The sequence below is a fragment of the Streptomyces sp. NPDC104371 genome (assembly GCF_055583785.1).
Genome location: NZ_JBVJNF010000001.1, coordinates 946,819 through 967,760, shown reverse-complemented (window position 1 = coordinate 967,760; position 20,942 = coordinate 946,819). Strand labels below are relative to the sequence as shown.

At 69.5% G+C, this 20,942-nt stretch carries 15 protein-coding genes and 4 pseudogenes; 12 read left to right on the top strand and 7 right to left on the bottom strand.

Features of this window, described 5'->3' with window-relative positions:
- Nucleotides 1–222: 222 nt before the first annotated feature.
- Together ACZ60T_RS04375 and ACZ60T_RS04370 are read right to left on the bottom strand one after the other, a co-directional pair.
- A complete protein-coding gene (locus ACZ60T_RS04375) occupies nucleotides 223–2,406 on the bottom strand; it encodes an AfsR/SARP family transcriptional regulator (protein ID WP_469664304.1) in 2,184 nt (727 codons plus the stop codon).
- A gap of 432 nt (nucleotides 2,407–2,838) precedes the next feature.
- Entirely contained in the window at nucleotides 2,839–3,717 is an 879-nt protein-coding gene (locus ACZ60T_RS04370; protein WP_469664302.1) for a helix-turn-helix domain-containing protein, read from the bottom strand.
- A gap of 196 nt (nucleotides 3,718–3,913) precedes the next feature.
- Here ACZ60T_RS04370 and ACZ60T_RS04365 point away from each other — a divergent pair, with 196 nt between their 5' ends.
- From ACZ60T_RS04365 to ACZ60T_RS04355, 3 genes are all read left to right on the top strand, one after another.
- Entirely contained in the window at nucleotides 3,914–4,951 is a 1,038-nt protein-coding gene (locus tag ACZ60T_RS04365; RefSeq protein WP_469664300.1) for an aldo/keto reductase, read from the top strand.
- A 246-nt stretch (nucleotides 4,952–5,197) separates the two neighbouring features.
- The gene (locus ACZ60T_RS04360) at nucleotides 5,198–6,487 is read left to right on the top strand and encodes an Ig-like domain-containing protein (protein WP_469664298.1); all 1,290 of its coding nucleotides are present in this window, start codon (nucleotides 5,198–5,200) and stop codon (nucleotides 6,485–6,487) included.
- A 189-nt stretch (nucleotides 6,488–6,676) separates the two neighbouring features.
- Nucleotides 6,677–7,450 carry a polysaccharide deacetylase family protein gene (locus ACZ60T_RS04355; protein ID WP_469664296.1) on the top strand — a complete coding sequence of 258 codons (774 nt, stop codon included), beginning with the start codon at nucleotides 6,677–6,679 and terminating at the stop codon, nucleotides 7,448–7,450.
- Between the two features lie 73 nt (nucleotides 7,451–7,523).
- Here the strand turns inward: ACZ60T_RS04355 and ACZ60T_RS04350 are convergent, their stop codons facing one another.
- A complete protein-coding gene (locus ACZ60T_RS04350) occupies nucleotides 7,524–8,537 on the bottom strand; it encodes a zinc-binding dehydrogenase (RefSeq protein WP_365631000.1) in 1,014 nt (337 codons plus the stop codon).
- Between the two features lie 186 nt (nucleotides 8,538–8,723).
- On the opposite strand from ACZ60T_RS04350, the gene ACZ60T_RS04345 reads away from it, so the two are divergent.
- Nucleotides 8,724–9,269 (top strand): TetR/AcrR family transcriptional regulator, encoded by a 546-nt coding sequence (locus ACZ60T_RS04345; protein ID WP_469664294.1) that lies wholly within the window; start codon nucleotides 8,724–8,726, stop codon nucleotides 9,267–9,269.
- A gap of 11 nt (nucleotides 9,270–9,280) precedes the next feature.
- On the opposite strand, the pseudogene ACZ60T_RS04340 reads toward ACZ60T_RS04345, so the two are convergent.
- Nucleotides 9,281–9,505 (bottom strand): annotated as a pseudogene (locus ACZ60T_RS04340) (DUF6177 family protein); the annotation flags it as partial.
- Nucleotides 9,506–9,523: 18 nt separating this feature from the next.
- A complete protein-coding gene (locus ACZ60T_RS04335; protein ID WP_469664293.1) occupies nucleotides 9,524–10,390 on the bottom strand; it encodes an immunity 49 family protein in 867 nt (288 codons plus the stop codon).
- Nucleotides 10,391–10,581: 191 nt separating this feature from the next.
- Here ACZ60T_RS04335 and ACZ60T_RS04330 point away from each other — a divergent pair, with 191 nt between their 5' ends.
- Both ACZ60T_RS04330 and ACZ60T_RS04325 read left to right on the top strand, forming a co-directional pair.
- A complete protein-coding gene (locus tag ACZ60T_RS04330; protein WP_469664292.1) occupies nucleotides 10,582–11,133 on the top strand; it encodes a GNAT family N-acetyltransferase in 552 nt (183 codons plus the stop codon).
- Nucleotides 11,134–11,240: 107 nt separating this feature from the next.
- Nucleotides 11,241–12,008: a crotonase/enoyl-CoA hydratase family protein gene (locus ACZ60T_RS04325; RefSeq protein WP_469664290.1), complete on the top strand. Its 768-nt coding sequence runs from the start codon at nucleotides 11,241–11,243 to the stop codon at nucleotides 12,006–12,008.
- A gap of 83 nt (nucleotides 12,009–12,091) precedes the next feature.
- Here the strand turns inward: ACZ60T_RS04325 and ACZ60T_RS04320 are convergent, their stop codons facing one another.
- Together ACZ60T_RS04320 and ACZ60T_RS04315 are read right to left on the bottom strand one after the other, a co-directional pair.
- On the bottom strand, nucleotides 12,092–12,778 hold the full coding sequence (locus ACZ60T_RS04320) for a glycoside hydrolase family 11 protein (protein WP_469664288.1): 687 nt from the start codon (nucleotides 12,776–12,778) through the stop codon (nucleotides 12,092–12,094).
- 129 nt (nucleotides 12,779–12,907) lie between these two features.
- Nucleotides 12,908–16,150, bottom strand: a complete 3,243-nt coding sequence (locus ACZ60T_RS04315; RefSeq protein WP_469664286.1) for a glycosyl hydrolase 115 family protein — start codon at nucleotides 16,148–16,150, stop codon at nucleotides 12,908–12,910.
- 388 nt (nucleotides 16,151–16,538) lie between these two features.
- Between ACZ60T_RS04315 and ACZ60T_RS04310 the strand changes: the two genes are divergently transcribed.
- From ACZ60T_RS04310 to ACZ60T_RS04285, 6 genes and pseudogenes are all read left to right on the top strand, one after another.
- On the top strand, nucleotides 16,539–17,564 hold the full coding sequence (locus ACZ60T_RS04310) for a LacI family DNA-binding transcriptional regulator (RefSeq protein WP_469664284.1): 1,026 nt from the start codon (nucleotides 16,539–16,541) through the stop codon (nucleotides 17,562–17,564).
- Between the two features lie 33 nt (nucleotides 17,565–17,597).
- Nucleotides 17,598–17,924, top strand: a complete 327-nt coding sequence (cutA, locus tag ACZ60T_RS04305; RefSeq protein ID WP_469664282.1) for a divalent-cation tolerance protein CutA — start codon at nucleotides 17,598–17,600, stop codon at nucleotides 17,922–17,924.
- A 41-nt stretch (nucleotides 17,925–17,965) separates the two neighbouring features.
- Nucleotides 17,966–18,157: pseudogene (locus ACZ60T_RS04300) on the top strand (ATP-dependent endonuclease); the annotation flags it as partial.
- 69 nt (nucleotides 18,158–18,226) lie between these two features.
- Nucleotides 18,227–18,802, top strand: a complete 576-nt coding sequence (locus tag ACZ60T_RS04295) for an IS607 family transposase (protein WP_469664280.1) — start codon at nucleotides 18,227–18,229, stop codon at nucleotides 18,800–18,802.
- A pseudogene (locus tag ACZ60T_RS04290) lies at nucleotides 18,795–20,430 on the top strand (IS200/IS605 family accessory protein TnpB-related protein). Before ACZ60T_RS04295 ends, ACZ60T_RS04290 begins: the two are co-directional and overlap by 8 nt.
- Before the next feature lie 5 nt (nucleotides 20,431–20,435).
- A pseudogene (locus tag ACZ60T_RS04285) lies at nucleotides 20,436–20,867 on the top strand (ATP-dependent endonuclease); the annotation flags it as partial.
- Between the last annotated feature and the right edge of the window lie 75 nt (nucleotides 20,868–20,942).

Here is a 20,942-nt window from a genome sequence, read left to right as displayed (position 1 = left end):
GACGGGCGCATGGCCGCCTTATATGGGAACGCATATGGGCGGAAGATTGAATCGGGTTTGGGCGCGCCTTTACCCGGAGGCCCCGGGTTCGCGGGAAGCGGCGCGGGACCTCCGGGAGAGGCGGTCAGCGGGGCAGCCGTGACGGGCCGCACGCCGATATCGAGTCGGCGAAAGGGGCACGGCGGCCACGGCCGGACCGCCGTGCCGCCACCCCCGAAGGGGTCACTTTCGGGCCAGCGCCGCCGAACTGCTCATCAGGCGGGAGGAGATGGTCCAGAGGCCGATTTCCGCTGCCTGGCGACCCGCCGCCGCCACCTGGGCGCGCTCCTGCTGATACCAGGCGAACGGGTCCGCCAGCAGACGGTCGACCAGGCTCCGCGGCATCGCATGGCAGCGGATGGGCTCGTCCGGCACGGGCGGGTCGCCGTACCCGCCGCGGCGCTGCGCTTCTCCGGTGAGATACGCCAAGGTGTCGAGAACGCGCCGCAGCGCCGCCCGTCGCTCCTCCGGTGACTCCTCCGCCGCCAGGCGTTCCAGGGCGAAGGCCCGTACGAAGGCGGGGAAGCGGTACCGGACGGCTCTGGACGCCTGGTCCACCACCGCGTCGAGCAGATAGGACTCGGTGAGTTCGTCCAACAGGTCCTGGGCGCGGTGCGGTTCACATTCGAGCAGCGGGGCGCCGATCCAGGGGGCGACGTCGGGCAGCTTCAACTGGGCGAGTCGGCGCAGGGTTTGCCGGGCCTCCGGACTGAGCGCACCGTAAGCCGGGGCCATGCAGGTGCGGACCGCCTGCTCCACGTGGCGCAACTCGTCCGGGCGCCGGGCCACTTCGGCGTAGCGGTCCACCGCCTCGGTCTGGACGACGGCGTCCGCCACCGCGCGGTGCGGCCGGGCGGCCAGACGTGCGGCAGCCGCGCGCAGCAGGAGCGGCAGATCGTCACAGGCGCGGCAGAGTTCCTCGACGGCCAGCGGTTCGGCGGCGACCCGCCGTCGCCCGATGATCTTCACCAGCAGGTCCACGGAACTCTCCCGCCGGAACCGGGAGAGTTCGATACGGGTGTCCGCGGGCAGCCCGGTGAAGCGCCGCCACGAGGTGATCAGCACCCGCGAACCGGGCGATCCGGGCAGCAGTGGGGCGACTTGGCCTTCGGAGGTCGCGCCGTCCAGGACGACGAGGACTCGGCCCTCCGCCAGCAGGTCGCGGTACATCTCGGCGCGTTCCTCGACGCTGCCGGGGATGGCTTCGTCGGCCACGCCGAGCGCGCGCAGGAAGCGGCGGAGTACCTCGGCGGGGCTCGTCGGGTGGCCCGGAGCGCCGGACAGATTCGCGAAGAGCTGCCCGTCGGGGTAGTCCGGAGCGAGCCGATGGGCGACATGTACGGCGAGGGTGGTCTTGCCTGAGCCGCTCCGACCCGTGATCACGGTGACGGGGACGACGGTCCGGGGCGCGTCGGTGCGGGTGGAGGCGGCCAGAATGCGCTGGATCGCTTGCGCGCGGCCGGTGAAGTCGGGGATGTCGGCGGGCAGCAGCCGCGGAATCCGGTGCGCCGGAGGTGCCGGAACCACCGGAAACGCGGGGGGAGTCGGGCCGTTGCCGGGCCCGTTCGGCTGGGCGGCGTCCGCCGTGACCTTGATACAGGGCTGGATCCGAGGCGGCGCGTCCCACTCCTCTTCCCCTGCCAGGATCATGCGGTGCAGTCGTTGCAGTTCCGCGCCGGGCTCGATGCCGAGCCTCTCGACGAGCGCTGTCCGCGCCTGGCGGTACGCCTCCAGGGCCTCGGCCTGGCGTCCCGCGCGGTGGAGCGCGGTCATCAGGAGCACCCGCAGGCGTTCGCGCAGGGGGTGGGCGGCGACCAGAGCGCCGAGTTCGCTCACCGCGCGGTGGTGGTTGCCGAGCCGTAGTTCGAGTTCGAGGCACTGCTCCTGTACGGCGAGGCGGCGCTCGTCGAGTTGGACGGCGTTCGCCCGTACCGGCTGGCTGCTGATGTCGGTCAGGGCGTGCCCCTGCCACAGCTCCAGCGCGGCCCGTAACTCCTTGACCGCCTGCTGCGGTTGATGAGCGGCAGCGGCTCGTCCGCCCGCCGCGACCCGCTCCTCGAAGTCATGGAGGTCGAGTTGTCCCTCGGTCGTCCGTAAGAGATAGCCGGGCGAGCGGGTCACGATGGGGCAGGGGTGGGGGCCCGAGGCGAGCATGCGGCGCAGGGCGCAGATGCCGATCTGTACCTGCGTGCGGCTCGTAGCCGGTGGCTTCCGTTCCCATATGGCCTCCACCAGACGGTCGTTGGAGACGACACGTCCCGATTCGAGCAGCAGCATCGCCAGCACCGTGCGCTGACGCTGTCCGCTGACATCGATGCGCCTGCCGTCGTCCACGACTTCGAGCGGCCCCAGAATCCTGAACTGCATGGGCCCCCTCCGAGGCAGTGGCGGCTCATAGAGGGCGATGGCAACCGGCCTGACGTACAGGCCTGCCGGCCTCCAGCGCGCCTGGCGTGTTCGAATATCGGTGCAAGGGGTACGAAAAGCGGATACGGGACGTGCATTCGAATGATTGCATGATCGAAAGGACCCGTCAACGACTCACTTCCCTGGCCGAGCCCGTCAACTCCTTTTCAACGCAGGCGCGTTATGGGGTACCGCTATCGGCGAGTTCCGGGAATGGAACGTCCGAAATTCCATGTTTGAAGTGCGGCACCCCGGTTCTTTCCGGGTGTGAATCCCCGGGGATGATCGGGTTCCGGCCATCGGAAGAGTGCGACGACACGATCTTGGGCGTGCGCGCATGCGGTTCTCCAGGTTCGCGCAAGCAGATCCTGGCGTGCGCCGCATCGGAGCGGGCTACACCAGCGCCCCGTCCCCTACCACGACCCGCAGCGCGGCCTCCGACGGTGAGCCGGGCTCCGCCACGTACACCATGAGTTCCTGGCCCTCGTCCCCGTTCCCGGCCACAGGGAGGATCAGCTTCTCGTAGCCCAACTCCAGCTCACCCACCGCCGGATGCCACAGCCGGTGCCGACCGGTCCGCTTCTCCGCGACCGCCCGTGCCTCCCACAACTCCCGGAAGCGGGGGCTGAGCCGCCGCAGCTCCAGCAGTACCGCGCACAGCCGCGGCTCGTCCGGCGCCCGCCCCGATGCCGCCCGCAACCCCGCCACCAGTTGCTCGCGCACCGCCTCCTGGTCGGCGTGCAGTCGCCCGGCTGCCGGTTCCATGAACATCATCAGGGCGAGGTTGAGCCGGTCCTCGGGGACTTCTTCCAGTAGCGGCCACAACAGCCCCAACGCCCGGTTCCAGGCCAGGACATCCAGCCCATTTCCCAGGACCAGCGCGGGAGTCGCCCCCAACCCGTCGAGCAGCGCCCGCACCTGCGGCCGAACCCGCTGCCGCGGCACCGGCGGTGGGGCGCACACCCCGCCCTCCCCGGCCGGACCGCCCGTCGGCCGCACGGCCACGTTGTGCAGATAGCGGCGCTCGTCCGCGTTCAGCCGCAGCGCCCCGGCGACCGCGTCGAGGATCTCCGCCGAGACCGCCGTAGCCCGGCCCTGCTCGATCCGGGTGTAGTAGTCCACGCTGACCCCGGCCAGTTGGGCCACTTCTTCCCTGCGCAGCCCGCGCACGCGGCGCCGGTTGATCCCCTCGGGCAGCCCCAGCTCGGCGGGTGACAGGGCGGCCCGCCGCCCCTTGAGGAAGGGTCCCAACTCGGAGCGTGCGTCCACCATGCGGCCCAGTATGGCCCAGTGCCGTTCAGCACCGGACCTCCACCCGACCTGGCTCTTCGCCCAACCTGGTTCTGCCGGACCCAGGTTGGAGCGGATCTGGTTACGAGGCGCGGTCCGGCCGATCGTGGATGCGTCAGCGCACCCGCCGGTACCCGGCGGAACGCAACGCACGGCGCCCCACGAAGGAGAGACCGTCATGAAGTACCGCACACTCGGTGGAAGCGGCATCCAGGTCAGCGAGTTCACCCTCGGCACGATGATGCTCGGCGCGTGGGGGACGGCCGACCACGGCGAGGCCGTCCGGATCGTTCATACCGCACTGGACGCCGGAATCAACACCGTTGACACCGCCGACATGTACTCGCTCGGTGAATCCGAGGAGATCGTCGGCAAGGCCCTCAAGGGGCGGCGTGACGATGTCGTCCTGGCGACCAAGTTCCACAACCCGATGGGCGAGGACCCCAACCGCCGGGGCAATTCCCGCCGTTGGATCGTACGAGCCGTCGAGGACAGTCTGCGCCGCCTGGACACCGACTGGATCGACCTCTACCAGGTCCACCGTCCCGATCCGGAGACCGACTTGGAGGAGACCCTCTCGGCCCTGTCCGACCTGGTCCGGGCAGGCAAGATCCGCGCCTATGGCACGTCCGCCTTCCCGGCCTCGGAGTTGGTGGAGGCGCAGTGGACGGCCGAGCGGCGCGGCCTGGTGCGTCCGCGTGGCGAGCAGCCGCCGTACTCGATCCTCGCCCGTGGCATCGAACGGGAGGTACTGCCGGTCGCGCGGAAGTACGGGGTGGGGGTGATCACTTGGTCGCCGCTGAGCGGGGGCTGGCTGTCGGGCCGGTACGGCGGCCCGGACGGGGCGGACCCGCGCACCTCGCGCCACGGCAACACCGGGATGGTGGACTCACTGTTCGATATGAACCTGCCCGGCAACCGGGCCAAGCTGGACGCGGTCACCGAGCTGAAGAAGGTGGCGGCCGAGGCGGGAGTCTCGCTGCCGACCCTGGCCACGGCCTTCGTGCGCAGCCACCCCGCGGTCACCTCGGTCATCATGGGCCCCCGGACGATGGAGCACCTGGAAGGCATGCTGGAGGGTGTGGACGTCCGGTTGGACTCGGCGATCCTCGACCGTATCGACGAGGTGGTCCCGCCGGGAACGGACATCACTCGCGATGTGACCTTCTACGAGCCGCCCGCCCTGACGGACGCCTCGCTGCGGAGGCGGCGCTGAAGGTCAGTGACCGCCCTTGACTCAACGGGCCAAGACCCGGCGGACGTCGGAGAGTTCCGGCAGCGTCCGCTCGGTCTTGGTCCGGGCGTCCCCTTCCGTGCCCACAGTCTTCTCCGTATTTCCCCCTCAAATTCGGCCAGTTCAGAAATTGACCTGATCGCGCTCGAACAATCTTTTGGAATTGACGGTGACTTAGGCCGCGGGCAACCTTGCAATGGAATAGTCGCCGCACAAGAGGGGTGGAGAATGGCGGACGGAAACGGAAGCAAGGAATCTGCTGACAAGCCTTACGTGATCCACGGGCGAGGCAAGGACAAGGCTCCCGCGGGTGCGTTCTCACTCTTCGCCGACATCCACTACAACGTGGATGGAGAACGGGACACGATCCTCGTCATTCCGGCCAGGGGTACGGCGAACAACTTCAGTGACTACGGATTCGACCAGAGTGACGACGGAGTGAGCTCCGTCGTCAACAACACCAACGACGACAACATCCTCTTCACACGCATCAATCAGCGCGGCAGTCAACTGCCCGTCAAGGCCGGCACGTCGATCGGCGACATGACGAAGCTCCCGCTGGAGGGCGGCCGGGACAATTCGTGGAACGACAGGGCGCAGTCCGCCCTCGCCTTCCCCCGGCCGGTGCCGCTCCCGGTCTTCACCGCCCCTGCGGACGGCGGGCAGAGCGAGAACCGCCGCCAGCCCGTCCGGGGCACAGCCGCCCCCGACGTACAGCAGGTCATGCTCTACGAGGGTGCGGAGCACGTGGCCACTCTTCCGGTCAAGGACAGCGCCTGGGAGTACACCCCCGAGGCGGACTGGCCACTCGGGCAGCACAACCTCGCCGCCCTGGCCGTGCGCGACGACGTGACCTCGGGCAAGACCTCTCTGCGCTTCTACGTCACGCTCCCGAGCCCTGTCGTGGACATCAGGTCGCCCCGGAACGGCACGGAGATCGACACCGCGGCCTCGATCGACGGCGTCGCCTTCAACGCCGAGTCGGTGGAGGTCACCGAAGGCGGAACCAAACTCGGCAGCGCCAAGGTGAGCAATCACAACTGGGCCTTCCGCCACCAGGACGGATGGAGCGTGGGCAGCCACACGGTGACGGCGCGGGCCGTGCGCGACGGCCAGGAATCGGCACCGGAGACGGTCACCTTCACGGCGGCGAAGAAGAACCTCACCGTCGACTTCAAGTTCAACTCAAGCTGGCAGGACTGGGAGACCAAGAAGTACATCCACTCCTATGACGTCACCCTGTACGCGGGCGCATCCGACGTGACGCACTGGAATGTCGGGTTCGGTCAGCTTCCGGTCGGGGCGGTGCTCTTCAAGGAGTTCACCCATGCGTTCTGGGGCATGATCGTCGAGGACGGTTCCAACGGGGAAGTCCTCCTCGGCTCGCCCCCCGAGGGTGTCCATGTCGTGCCGAAGGGCGGCAAGCTGAATATCCGCGTCCTTGTGCTCTACCCGACGCAGGACGAGGCGTACAAGCACCTCTACGCGCTCTTCGCCAAGTCCCTTTCCGAGCACTGAGCGTAGCCGTACGGCGATCCCTCGGGGCGAGGCCGCCCACGGCCTCGCCCCGAGGGGGTTGTCCGCGAACTCCCCTGGAATTGTCCGTGATTGGTAACAGAGGCATCCTGCGGCCGTCGGCTCTCGTCCTGGCATGTGGTCGGATGGCGACCAGGGGTCGGCGAGGAACTGCGGGAAAGTGGGGCGGACATGGCACGGCACGGTGGCGGGCGGGGCTGGTACGGCAAGGTGCTCGGGGCGGCGCTCGGGGTGACGGTGCTGGCCGCCGGTGCCTCGGCGTGGACCGCGCAGGCCGGTTCCGCGGGTGACTCGTCGCCCCGTGCGACCGCGTCGGCCGCGCCGGGCGGTGACGTCAAGGCGGTGGGGGTGACCATCGCGCACGCCTCGGAGAAGGGGGACCATGCCGTCAACATCACCATCGACGACGGCCCCGACCCCGCGTGGACCCCTCAAGTACTCGACGTACTGCGGGAGTACGGGGTGAAGGCCACGTTCTGCATGGTGGGACCGCAGGCGAAGGCCCACCCGGACCTCGTGAAGAAGGTGGTCGCGGCCGGGCACCGGCTGTGCGACCACACGGTGTCGCACGACACCGCCATGGACACCAAGTCCGAGGCCTACCAGTCGCAGCAGATCCTCGACGCCGAGCGCATGATCACCGAGGCGTCCGGGGGCGTCCGGCCGATGTACTACCGGGCGCCCGGTGGGGCGTTCACCCCCTACAGCCGCAAGCTGGCCGCCTCCCGAGGCATGCGCCCGCTGGGCTGGAACGTGGACTCCAAGGACTTCGAACGGCCGGGCGCGGACGCCATGGTCGCCACCGTCCAGCGGGAGCTGCCCAACGGGCCGACGATCCTCTTCCACGACGCGGGCGGCGACCGCTCCCAGACCGTCGAGGCCCTGCGCCGCGTCCTCCCGTGGCTCAAGGAGCAGGGCTACTCCTTCGGCTTCCCCACGCACTGAGCCGCCTTCAAGACGTGTGCCGACGGGCGGCGTGCCACAGGTGTGTGTGGCACACCGCCCGTCGGCGACCCGGTCAGGGGCGCAGGATCAACCGGATCGGGTCGCCGGTCTTGTTCGTCAGCCGCTCCACCGCTTCGGCGGCCTGCGCCAGCGGCAGTTCGCCGCTGATCGACGCGGAGAAGTCCAGTCGGCCGCCCTGGAGCAGGGACAGCAACTGCGGCAGCGCGACCGGCATGTCGGAGCCGTAGTGGCCGAGGATCTGCTGCTGGAGGTAGCTGAAGCGGGTGCCGTCGGTGACGGTCAGCGGCTTGTCGGTCAGACCCACGAGGACCAGCCTGCCCTTGCGCGCGAGCACCGAGAGCGCCTGCTCGCGGACGGCCGGCACACCGGCGAAGTCGAAGGCGGCGGCGAGACCGGCGCCACCGGTCGCCGCGCCGATCCGCTCGCGCAGCGCCGGGTCGGCGGAGTCGAGCGCCAGGTCCGCGCCCTGGGCGAGAGCGCGCTCGCGGGCGGTGGGATTGGGGTCGACCGCGATGACGGGGCACGCGCCGATGGCCCGCAGCAACTGGACGGCGTGGACGCCGAGTCCGCCGACCCCCCAGACGCCGACGGCCTCGGCGGGCTTCACGGCACCCGTCACGGTGATCGCGCCCCACGGGGTGGAGACCGCGTCCGGGATGATCGCGCCCTGGTCGAAGGGGATGGCCGCAGGGAGTTCGGTGAGGGCGTTCTCGGCGGAGAGCGCGTACTCGGCCCAGCCGCCGTCGTAGTCCACGCCACGCGTGTACGTGACGCCGTCGCGGATCTCACCCGCGTACAGCACGACCCGCTGACCCGGGGTCCAGCGGGTGACGCCCTCGCCGATCTCCGCGATGGTCCCGGACACCTCGTGGCCCAGGGTGACCGTGTCGCCGCGCAGCAGCAGCGGCGTGAGAGTGCCGTCGATCAGGTGGACGTCCGACAGGCAGACGCCCGCGGCCTCCACCTTCACCAGGACCTGGCCGGGACCGGGCGCGGGCTTCGCCACCTCCTCGATGCGCAGGGTGCGGCTGGGGATGTGCAGCCGGGCGGCGAGCATCTGCTCCATGAATGGCCTCCTTGACACGGCGGCGACCTGGGGCCGCGGGCCCCTCAACGCAAGTCACCTTGCGATGAAACGTACGCTCGCGCTCCGGGTAACGCAAGTAGACCTGCGTTACCATGGATCATGCCCTCGTCCGACCGGAACGCACCGTCCCAGAACGTGCCGCCCTTGCGGCGCCGAGGAGCCCGTATGCGCTCCGCCGTCCTCGCCGCCACCGTGGACGTCCTGACGGAACACGGGCTCGCCGGTACGACCGTGGGCGCCGTCGCCCGCGCCGCCGGAGTCCACGAGACCTCCGTCTACCGGCGGTGGGGAACCCGCGAGAACCTCATCCTGGAAGCGCTGACCGAACAGGTCGACGCGGCGATGCCGGTGCCGGACACCGGACATGTCCGGGACGACCTCGCCGCCTACTTCGGCGCGCTGGCGCGGCTGCTCGCGACGGCGCAGGGCCAGGCGCTGCTCCGGCTGAGCGCCGAACGCGACGACACCCTGCCGGACCGCCGCCTCCCCTTCTGGACCGAGCGCCTCGAACGCGGCGCCGTCATGGTCCGCCGGGGCGTCGAGCGCGGCGAACTCGCACCGGACACGGACCCGGGCCTCGTCATCGAGGCCATCAGCGGCGCCCTGTTCACCCGCGCCCTGATCAGTGGCGCCCCGCTCGACGACACCCTCGCCGCCCGCCTCGTCACCCTGGCACTGACCGGCGCGCTCCCGCGGTCCTCGGCCGAGTAGGTACGGGGCCGCTAGGCCGTGCTCTTCGGTGGGGTCGACGAGCGGGACCTCAGATGGGCCGTGAGCGTCGTCAGGTGGGTCCAGGCGACGGGGTCGGTGCCGTCACCGAAGGGATAGTGCAGGGCGGGGTCGGCCGCGGTGCCGAGCTGCCGGGGCCTGATCGCTACCGGGGGCCTGCGGGCATGGGCCAGGCCGATGGCCCGTACGTCCCGGGCGCCGAGGGTGAAGGCGACCGGTAGGCATGTTGGCCTGTATCACGTGGCGAACTGGCCGATCCACCAGCGCTCCAGGAGGCACTTGGGCAGGTATTCGGACTCGACCTCGACCGGGATGCCCGCGTCGAAGGCCATACAGGCCATGGCCAGCGGCCCGAGAGCCACCAGCCCCTCACCGCGCCTGGACCGATCTTCGTTGCCGGTCCAGTACTCACGGTGCCAGGTGAGTGCCTTCTCCAGGGCGGCGTTGAACGGCTCCGGGTCTTGCCGCTGATACCGGTGGAAGACCTCCAACGGCGGATAGAGGATGTTCAATATGAGTTCGGTACTGGCGATGTGAGGTACCGCCGGGTCTGTTCCGTCGATGGCGGTCACGAGCGTGTCCCACATCTCCGGGCGGCCGAGCCAGGCGTTCTGCAGCGTCTCCACCCAGGCGTAGATGTACTCGTCGAACTCCATCCCCGAGGCGCGGAGGAACGAGACGGGGATACGGGCCAGTTGGTCGAGCCGCTCGTTCTCCCGGCAGATCACGGCGAGGTAGTACGAGGTGAGCCAGTTCCCCGCGTGCAGGTAGTCCTTCGGGCCGGTCGCGGGGAGGTTCTTGATCTGTCCGTGGCTGCCGATCCGGCACGGGACGGGGCCTTCGGGGGCGGCCCCTGAGATGAACAGCCCCGACCCGACCTGCATCGCGTGGACCCACGTCTCCCAGGTCGCGAACTCCTCGACGGCGGGATCCGCCAGGCAAGCCCATTTGGCCAAGGTCAGTGAGTAGCCCAGAGCGTCGTAACGATCGAATTCGGAGGTCTCGAGTTCCGAGAGGATCTCCGCCACGCTCCGGACGATCGGCGCCAAGGCCTCGTCCATGTCGGCAACCGGGAAGTCGTGGCGGGGGATCCGGGTGACCACGTGTCCTGCTCCGTTCGCCGGGCTCGGGGAAGCAGGCCAGGGAGTCGGGGAGTTGTGTCCTGGGCTGCCGTCAACTGGACGACGCCTCAAGGGCGTCAGCGGTTCCACGGGTATCACAGGTCTCTTCGCGCATGCGGAGGCATGCTGCTACCGTGCGTTCGCATAACGCTTGTTGTGTGAATGAGGTCTTCATGTTCTCTCTCCCGTTGCGGGACAACGCCCGCCTCCGTCCGCTCCAGATCGAGCACGCCGAGGAGTTCGCCACCCATATGGACCGGGCCCGCGAGCACATCCGGCCGTGGGTCGGGCCCGCGTTCGTCACCGACGACGTCGACGGCGCGCGGGCCACCTTGCGGCGGTACGCCGAACGGCAGGCCGCGGACGGTGCCCGTATCTACGGCATCTGGCTCGACGACGTGCTGGTCGGTGGTGTCATGTTCGTGGACTTCGACGCCGTCCGGGGCACGTGCGAGATCGGCTGCTGGCTGGAGCCGGGCGCCGAGGGCCATGGTCTGATCACGCAGGCGTGCCGCGCCCTGCTGGAGTGGGCGTTCGCCTCCCGGGGGATGCACCGCGCCGAGTGGCACTGCCGGGCGGACAACGAGCGCAGCTCCGCGGTGGCCGAGCGGCTCGGTATGACGCGCGAGGGTGTGCGGCGCGCGTACTGGCCCTATGGCGGCGCCCGTCACGACAAGGAGATGTGGGCGATACTCGCTCCCGAATGGCGGACCCGGCGATCCTGAGCGCGAACTCGGCCGCATCGACCGGTAGTTCACGTTCGCGTTCATGTTCACGTTGGCGTTCACGTTCACGGAAGCAGTTCCCCGAACACCCACCCGATCGGAGTGCCATGCCTGTGACCGTCCGATGCGCCGTCGACGGGGCCGTCGCCACCGTCACCATCGACCGCCCCGGCAAGCTCAACGCGCTCGACTACGCCACGATCGACGCGCTCGCCGCCGTGCTCGACCAGATCGAGGCGGACGACGCGATCCGCGCCGTCATCCTCACCGGTGCCGGAGAGCGCGCCTTCAGCGCCGGTGCGGACATCGGTGACCTCGCGACCAGCATCGCGGGGGGAGTGGACCAGGCTCTGCGCGAGATCGTACGACGGGGGCAGGGCCTCACCCGCCGGATCGAGCAGTTCCCGAAACCGCTCATCGCGGCGGTCAACGGACTGGCCTACGGCGGTGGTTGCGAGATCACCGAGGCGTCCCACCTGGCCGTCGCGAGCGAGCACGCCACCTTCGCCAAGCCGGAGATCACCTTGGGCTTCCCCCCGCCCTTCGGTGGCTCGCAGCGCCTTCCCCGGCACATCGGCCGCAAGCGGGCCCTGGAGATGATCCTCACCGGAGATCCGATCACCGCCGAGCGCGCGGCGGAACTCGGCATCGTCAACCATGTCGTCCCGCACGGCGATCTGCTCCCGACTGCCCGTGCGCTGGCCGACCGCATCGTCCGGCACGCCCCCACGGCGGTGAGCGCCTGCCTGGCCGCCGTGACGCGCGGCATCAACCTGCCCATCGACGAGGGGCTGGCCGTCGAGGCCTCGTGGTTCGCCGTCACCGTACCCACCGAAGGGGTGGCCGAAGGGCTGCACCGGTTCCTCAGCAGATGAGAACGGGGGGGGCGACCTTCCGTGTCCATACGAAGGGCCGGGTCGCCCCGGCCCTTCCCCTCACCTGATGCGTGCGGTCTCGGTCAGCTCACCGTGAGGTTGGAGTTGCCGCTGCTCTGGTAGCCCTCCGTCAAGAGGATCATGTAGTTGAAGGCGCCCATGTTCATGCCGTGACTGGCCCATGCGTCGAAGTGGTTGCCCGACGTGATGGTTCCCCCCACGCGCTTGGACTGACGCACGCTCCAGTACTGGTCGAACGTCGCGGTCCCGATGATGGAGGGGGCGTTGACCCGCCTCGTCTGGTAGATGTCGTACGTGCCGCCGTCGCTGCTGACGGCGCCCTTGTACGTGCCCGTGGGCCGGTAGGTGCCCCAGCTCTCGATGACGTAGTACTCCACGAGCGGGTTGAGGGTCCACCCGTAGAGCGCCAGATAGCCGTTGCCCGACGGGTTGAAGCCGCCGGAGTAGTTCACGTTCCGGCGGCTGCCGGTGCTCCAGCCCTTGCCGCAGGTGAAGTTCCCGCAGTTGGTCCACGAGGTGCTGTAGTTGCCGCCGTTCCCCAGGGTCATGGAGACCGAACCGCCACCGTCGGTCCAGAACGAGTAGAAGTACCCGTTGTTGGTGCCCGTCTGGTTGGTGGTGATGGTCGTGGCGGCCTGGGCGGTCCCCGGCAGCAGCAGCCCGGAGGCCGCCAGCGCGAGCGCACCGGTACCGGCGCCGGCGAGGAGTCTCCTGCGACTGATCGACGGGGTGGGGGGCTTGTCCTCCATGTGCATGCTTCCTCCTCGGAAGGCTCGTGGAGAACCCGTGGCCGCGTGCTGCGGCCTCGGGAGCACGGTTCGGTCCGCTGTCGTCCCAGCGGGGACCGAAGTCCGGTCGACGAGGACCGAAGTCCTGGGTCAGCGCACACGACGGCTCTCGGGCGGGCCGAGGTAACTCGGCCTGAGACCACCGGTGTTCACGACGAGGTTCTGGAGGACGACGGTGGGGTCCACCATCCAGAACTTCAGCACGTGGATCCCGGACTTCGTGATCCGGTGCGTGGTCGTGGTGACGTTGACGTTGTCGGAGGTGTTCCGCTGCCACTGCGTGTTCATCGTGCCGTCGTCGGAGCCGGTGAGCGTGGTGATGTTCACCGACTGCGGTCGGTCGTCGTCGAAGGAGACCGCGTAGGTGAGCCCGTCGCTCGCCAGGATGTTGTTCCGGGGTGACAGATACGCCGACACTGTGACCGGTCCGGTCGTGAAGAGTGTGACGGTGTACTCGAGGCGGGGGCTGTCGCCTCCCGGGGTCTGCCGGGACGCGGTGACCGGGAAGGGCTCCATGCCCGCTCCGGTCCTGCCGATACCGGGAATGCGCCGCCAGGAGACGGTACTTGTGCCATGGGCCTTGCTGTAGTGGTCGGCCTCGATGGAGACATGGCCGTCTGCCTCGACGAATCCGCGCAGGCTCCGCGAGGACACGTCCGGGTTGTCCACCGGGACCTTGACGGTCACCTTCTGGCCGCCGGGACCGGTGACGGCGAGAGGCACCGTGGTCCTGCCCTTGGGCGCGCGGGACCAGTCCGCCCGGACGGTGACCCGTACCTGGCTGTCGACGCGCCCCCTCGTCGCGTCGACGGACAGCCACGGGACCCCGGTCCGGATCTGGTAGTCGAAGGGCGCCGTACCCCGGTTGAAGATCTCGATGTACGGCACCGGTCCACTGGCATACGGACTGAGCGCGGGCAGGGTGCACTCGGCCGTGGCGCCGGGCCACGCCTGGTCGCTGCCGTCGACGGCGACGCCCATCCGGGCCGCCGAGGACGGGCTGATCCGCTTGACCGCGGGGAAGATGACATCGGGGAGGGCCACGTTGTCGATCTCCGGCTGCTGCCAGGGGGCGTTCGGGCCGTACCGTTCCACATCGCCGTAGTCGATGTGCGGCTGAGTCTGGAACCCCTTCCATTTCCCGTCCGCCACACCGTTGTTGAAGCGGTCGGCGAGAGCCTGGTCATCACGGAAGTACGACTCGGTGGCCGAGGCGAGGGAGTCGGTGGCGGCCCTGCCCTGGTCGGCGTAGAGGAGGTTGGTGAACTGCGCCTGGCGCAGGGCGTAGAGGTTGGCGGTCGCCTTGACCGGATAGAGGACGAGTTCGTAGTAGGCGTCCCGCTTGTGCCGCGGCAGGGCGCTGTCGATGCGCTCGGCCGCGGTGGACAGCTCCTGCCATTCCCGCGTGACGCGTTCCATCTCCCGGTAGTTGGTGATGCTGAACGGCGTCGCCTGGTCGTCGTAGACGACGGCGGAGGGGTCCGTGGGCAGGTCCTTGTCCGGGTCCACGGTGATCTTCCGGTTGAGCAACTCCGGCTTGCGCCGGGCCTGTAGACGTCCGTAGGTGTCCAGGACGGCGGCGATGGCGGTGGCCTGCCCGGGGCCGAAGTTGTCGCGCGCATAGCGATACAGCCACTCGGGGAGGTGCTCGGCCGTCCAACGGCCGGGATTCCACGCGTAGTCGAGGAAGAACTGCGTGGGCAGCTCGTTGCTCTTCAGATCACCGGAGTTGACCACCCACAGGCGCCGGATGCCGTAGGTGTAGGCCTGGTTGAGCTGGTCCCAGACGTTGGCCAGGTTCGCGGTGTCGACCCACTTGTAGTTGCGGCCCGCGCCGACGTAGTCGAAGTGGTAGTACAGGCCGTAACCCCCGCTGTGCGGTGGCAGGGACGGGCTCGGGACCAGGCGCAGATTGCCCCAGTTGTCGTCGTTGAAGACCACCGTCACGTCGTCGGGCGCCCGCAGGCCCTGCTCCCAATAGCGCTGGACCTCCTTGTACAGCGTCCACACCTGCGGAGTCTCCCGCGCCGGTCTGCCGGTGATGTCGGCGATGATCTCGCGCTGCGTGGAGACGATGCTCCGCATCAGGTCGATGCCGTCGCCGTCGGGAAGCGCGGTGTCGCCGTTGCCGCGCATACCGAGGGTCACCACGCCCTCGAACCCCTCGGTCACCTTGCGGCGGATGCCCTCCGCCCAGTACGCCTTGATGGCCTCGGCGTTGTGCCGGAAGCTCCACTCGCCCGTGCCGCCGTAGGGGTCGTGGCCCGGAGTGACGACAGTGCCCTCGCTGTCGCGCACGGCGGGTACGGCGTGCCGGTTCCACTCCTCGATGCCGCGCATCATGGGTGCCTCGTGGGAGGTGCCCATGACGATGCCGTACGCCGTCGCGGTGGCGTGGTTGCGCGGATCGTCCTCGGCGAAGGCGCGCCCCCACACCGCGGGCCAGAGGTAGTTGGCCTTCAGCCGCAGCATCAGCTCGAAGACCTTGGCGTAGAAGGCGTGGTTGAAGCCGCCCGGGTAGCCCTCGGCGAGACCGGGGCCGAAGTGGTCCGGCGCCCAGGTGCCCAGCGCGGGGTTCTCGTCGTTGATGAAGAAGCCGCGGTACTTGACGGCGGGTGTGCCCTGGGTGTGGCGGCCGGGCAGGACATGGAGCAGGTCCTGGTGGCTCGGGGTGGCGTCGGCCCACCAGTACCAGGGCGAGACACCGATGCCCCGGCTGACGTCGTAGATGCCGTAGACGGTGCCGCGTTGGTCGCTGCCCGCGATCACGAACGCGCGGTCGATGCCGGGCAGCGGATGGTCCACCACCTGCTCCAGGGAGGTCTCCCATCGACCGGCGATCCCGGTCACGTCCAGCTTGCCCGCCGCCACCAAGGCGTCGATCAGCGGGCTCTTGCCGAGAGTGCCGACGAGAACGACCTCGCGGCGGCCGGTCGGGAGGTCGTGGGTGTCGTGGGAGAGGCCGGGTCGGACACCCGTGACCCGCTGGAGGTCGTCCCGCAGATCCCCGACCGCGCGGACGACGCCCGGGTGGTCGGCGGCGCTGACCACGAGGGGGGTGGCCGTGCCGTGCTCGACGAGCGGGAAGGTGCCGGGACCGCGCGAGGTGGTGATGTACGCGCCGGGGTCGGTGGGCCGCGCCGGTCTGTCGGACGCGCCCGCCCAGGCGGGGCTCGATGTGCCCACTACGGAGGCGACGGGTGCGGCCAGGGCGGTGAGTCCGGCTCCGAGGGCCAGCGCCGTCCGCCTGCTCGGACCGCGGCTGTCATCGGCCGCCGATGCATGGGAGGCGTCGGGCGGTGGGGTGGTGGGTCTGCGCCGCGCGGAATCCATGCCGTCCTCCATGAGACCGGGAAGCCCCTTCGACTGCCGACCGCCCAGGGCCGTTCGCGGGTGTGCTCTGCGTGGGTGTGCCGTGTGTGGGTGCTCCGGCAGGAGCGGCTGCCGGAAGGTCTCGATGCGGGGAAGGCCTTCGAGGACGGTCCGCGCACCGGGGTGGAGCGTCGAGGAGCATCGAAAGGGGCCGATACGTCTTCCGGAAAGTTTCCGGAAGTTGTCGCGAAACGTTAGGGTCGGGCCGACTGCCCGTCAACCCCCGCAGCATCAACTGCCGTACGCCGTAGCAGGGTTGGCGTACGAGACACGAGGGACGGCGTCGCAGCGCACGGCCTTGGCGATCGGCGATTGCCTATGCTGAGAGAGCGCAGGCGAGGAGGCAGGGATGACAGCACAAGGCGCGGGCCGCGTCACGATCGCGGACATCGCCCGGGAGGCGGGGGTGTCTCTGCCGACGGTCTCCCGGGTGCTCAACGGGCGCGCCGATGTGTCCCCTTCGACCCGCCGCCGGGTCGAGGAGCTGCTGGCCCACCACGGCTACCGGCGTCGCGGCGCCCAGGCCGGAAGCCGGGCGGAACTGATCGATCTGGTCTTCAACGACCTCGACAGCCCCTGGGCCGTGGAGATCCTGCGCGGTGTGGAGGACGTGGCGCATGCCGCCGGTCTGGGCACGGTGGTCTCCGCGGTGCACCATCGCAGTACGTCGGCCCAGCAGTGGCTGGTCAACCTGAGAGCGCGGGCCTCCGACGGCGTCATCCTGGTGACCTCGGACCTGGCCCCCGAGCTGTACCCCGAGTTGAGCCGCCTGGGCGTGCCCACCGTCATCATCGACCCGGCGGGCGTACCCACCTTCGGCATACCGACGATCGGCGCCATGAACTGGGCCGGAGGCCGCAGCGCCGTCGAGCATCTGCTCTCGCTCGGGCACCGCCGCATAGGTGTCATCACCGGGCCGCCGACGCTGCTGTGCAGCCGGGCCCGCCTGGACGGGTACCGGGCGGCGCTGGAGTCGGCCGGTGTGGAGATCGACGACCGGCTCGTCCGGCAGGGGGACTTCTCCCACGAGGCTGGGTTCGGCTCCGGCACCGAGCTGATCGGCCTCGCCGACCCGCCGACCGCGATCTTCGCGTCCAGCGACCAGATGGCGCTCGGCGTCTACGAGGCCGCCCGGCAGCACGATCTGCGCATCCCGGACGACCTCAGCGTGGTCGGCTTCGACGATCTGCCCCAGGTCCAGTGGTCCCCGCCGCCGCTGACGACGGTCCGTCAGCCGCTGGACGAGATGGGTCAGGTCGCGGCCCGTACGCTGCTGCGGCTGATCCAGGGCGAGACCCTGGAGAGCCCCCACGTCGAACTCGCGACCCGCCTGGTCGTCCGCAGCAGCACGGGACCCGCGCGCCCCACTGGGTAGGGTCGTGGGTCACCGAGCTGGAGGGGCAGGGGTATGACCACCGAGATCGTGATCGCGCAGACGACCGTCGACGACGAGGACCGGGCGAAGGCGCTGGCCCAGGGCGCGGTCGAGCGCCGGTTGGCGGCGTGCGCACACATCGACGCGCCCCTCACGGCCGTCTACCGGTGGCAGGGCGCGATCGAGACCGCGCGGGAATGGCGCGTCTCGTACAAGACCACCACGGACCGGCTCCCGGCCCTCGCGGCCTGGGTGACGGAGAAGCACCCGTACGACGTGCCGGAGTGGATCACGCTCCCCGTGACCGGAGGTTCCGAGGCGTATCTGTCCTGGGTCGCCGAGGAGACGGCGGCCTCCTAGCGTCGGGACGCGCGGTCACAGTGTCGCGGTGAAGGAGTTCCATGGCTGACATGACACCGTTCCGCGCGGCGGTCGCGGCATGGGCGGCCGGTGGCCTCGACGGCGAACCCCTGCGCGAGTCGGCCGAGCGGTCGTCCGTCCGGACGGTCGTCCTGCTCGAAGGTCCGAGCGACGTCGCCGCGGTCGACACGCTCGCCGAGCGTCGTGGCCGGAACCTGGCGGCCGAGGGGGTCTTCAACTGCTGCTCTTCAAAGTCGGGTGAGTGAGCGTAACCATGTATGAGTGAGTGTCGTTGTCAGGGTATGAATCTCACGGAATGGGCGAGGACGCAGGGTGTGCATCCGCAGACCGCGTATCGCTGGTTCCGTGAGGGGACGTTGCCGGTACCGGCTCAACGGGTCGGCCCGCGCACGATTTTGGTGAACGTGGGCGTCAGCGCCGCGCGCGAGGCGATCGGCGGGCTGGGCCTGTATGCCCGTGTCTCCTCTCATGACCAGAAGACCGACTTGGAAGGGCAGGTCGCCCGGCTGTCCCTGTGGGCGGCGCGGGCTGGGCACCGGGTGGTGCGCGTGGAGGCCGAGATCGCATCCGGTATGAACGGCGCCCGCCCCAAAGTCAAGCGGCTGCTGGCTGATCCGGATGTGACCACGGTGGTGGTCGAGCACAGGGACCGGCTGGGCCGGATGAACACCGAACTGGTCGAGGCCGCCCTGGCCGCGCATGGCCGCCGCCTCGTGGTCCTTGATGACGGCGAGGCCGAAGACGACCTGGTGCGCGACATGGTGGAGGTGCTGACCTCGTTCTGTGCTCGCCTGTACGGTCGTCGGTCGGCGAAGAACCGAGCCCGAAAGGCATTGGAGGCCGCCGAGCATGGCTGACTCCACACTGCGCACGATCGAGGCGCCGTTCGTTGCGCCGGGCCCGTCCGGGGTGGCGATCCGCACCAGCATCAAGGGCATGTCCCAGCGCGACCGTGAGGTGCTGCCCCTGGTGGGCGCACACCTGGGTTCGCTGGCTTGTGCCGACCTCAAGGCACGTTGCCGGGCGGGTACCGACCACGACAGTGACCAGTGGGCGGAGCGCAAGCGGGCCCTGACCGAGGAGTCGTCCTCCCGCTGGGCCGGGAGCATCACGAAGGCCACCCATAACCAGTGGGGCCTCTCGCGCCGTGCCCAACTCGCCCATATCCACAACCTCGAGGCCGCAGTGCGTGCGCACGATCACGCACCGCCTGTCCCAGCCAGTCGGGGAGAAGGGCACGAAGCGGGCGCCGGGCGGCTACCGCACGAAGCAGGAGTGGTTCCAAAAGACCCGGCGGCTGCATGTACTGGAAGACCGGCTGGAACGCGAGCGGTCCGACCGCGAGGCTGGTGTCGTACACGTGGTGCGGGGCGGGAAGCGACTGGCTCGCAACCGGCACAATCTGGAAGCTTCCCAGCTCACCGAGTACGAGTGGCGCAGGCGCTGGGATGCCGAACGCTGGTTCCTCCAGGCAGACGGGGAGTCGGGGAAGCGTTCCGGGAACGAGACCATCCGCGTCAGCTCTGACGGCGAGGTCGACATCAAGCTCCCGGCTCCACTGGCGTACCTGGCCAACGCCCCGCGCGGCCGGTACATGCTCGACGGCCGGATCATCTTCAGGCACCGCGGCGAGGAGTGGGCCGACCGCGTATCGGCGAACCGTGCCGTCGCCTACCGCATCCACCTGGACGTGGACCGGGGCCGCTGGTACCTCACCGCTTCATGGACGATCCCTCCGGTCCAGACCGTTTCCCTGGCCGTGGCCAGGGAGAACGGGCTCATCGGTGTGGACACCAACGCCGACCACTTCGCAGCGTGGCGTCTGGATGAGCGCGGCAACCCGACAGGAGAGCCCCGCCGATTCCTCTACGACCTCGACGGGCCGGCCACCTACCGGGACGCCCAGGTCAGGCACGCCCTCACCCGTCTCCTTCACTGGGCACGGCGTGAAGACGTCTCCATCGCAATCGAGGACCTGGACTTCGGCATGGAGAAGACACGGGAGAAACACGGCCGCAGGAAGCGGTTCCGCAAGCTGATCTCCGGCATGCCCGTCGCCAGACTGCGGGAACGGCTCGTGTCCATGGCCACCGAACTCGGCATCAGCATCGTCGTCGTCGACCCCGCCTACACCTCCCGCTGGGGCGCCGAACACTGGCAGAAACCCCTCAGCAGCAAGTACCGCAAGACCACCCGCCACGACGCCGCAGGCGTCGCGATCGGGCGACGCGCCCTCGGGTACCGCATCCGGCGACGGACGGCACCGCCCCCACACGACCAGAGAGATCGTGTGGGGCATCGGACCGCCCAGGCCGGACACGACACCCGCGGGCGTGAGGAAACCCGCCCCCGCATCCCCGGACCACGGACACGATCCGTGTCACCGGACGCGGCGAGAACGCGGGTGACCAGCGCATCCACAACCGTTCGGGATACGCCAGTTGACCAGGTTCGGGTCCAAGACTCACTCCTGCTCACTGATTAGGAACGGTCTGCGTCCTGTCCATGGGCGGTGCGATGAGCGTCGGCCGCTTCGCCCGGCTCCTCGGACCGTCCGGCTGCGGGCTGCGCCTGACCGGGCTCTGCGATGCGCGGGAACGCGACTACTACGCGCGAGGCTGGGAGCGAGCCGGTGCGGATCCTTCGGAGTTCTTCGTCTGCGAGGCGGACCTGGAGGACGAGTTGATCCGCGCGCTGGGCGTGGACCTGGTGACGGAACTCGTCCGGGCGGAGGGCGATCTGCGCCCGCTGCGCACCTTCCTGCGCCAGCCCGCGCAGCGGGAGCGCACCGCGGGGCAGCAACTGCGGCGCTTCTTCGGTACGAAGAAGGGGCGAAAGGTTCATTACGGTCGCGTGCTCGCGGAGGCGCTCACCCCCGATCGCGTACCGGCGCCGCTGTCCGGCCTGTTCGCTGTCCTCTGACGCACATCCCTTCGGTGTGCCTCTCTCTGACACGCGCATCGCCGTTCTCGGGCTCGCATCCCAGAGAACCTCAAA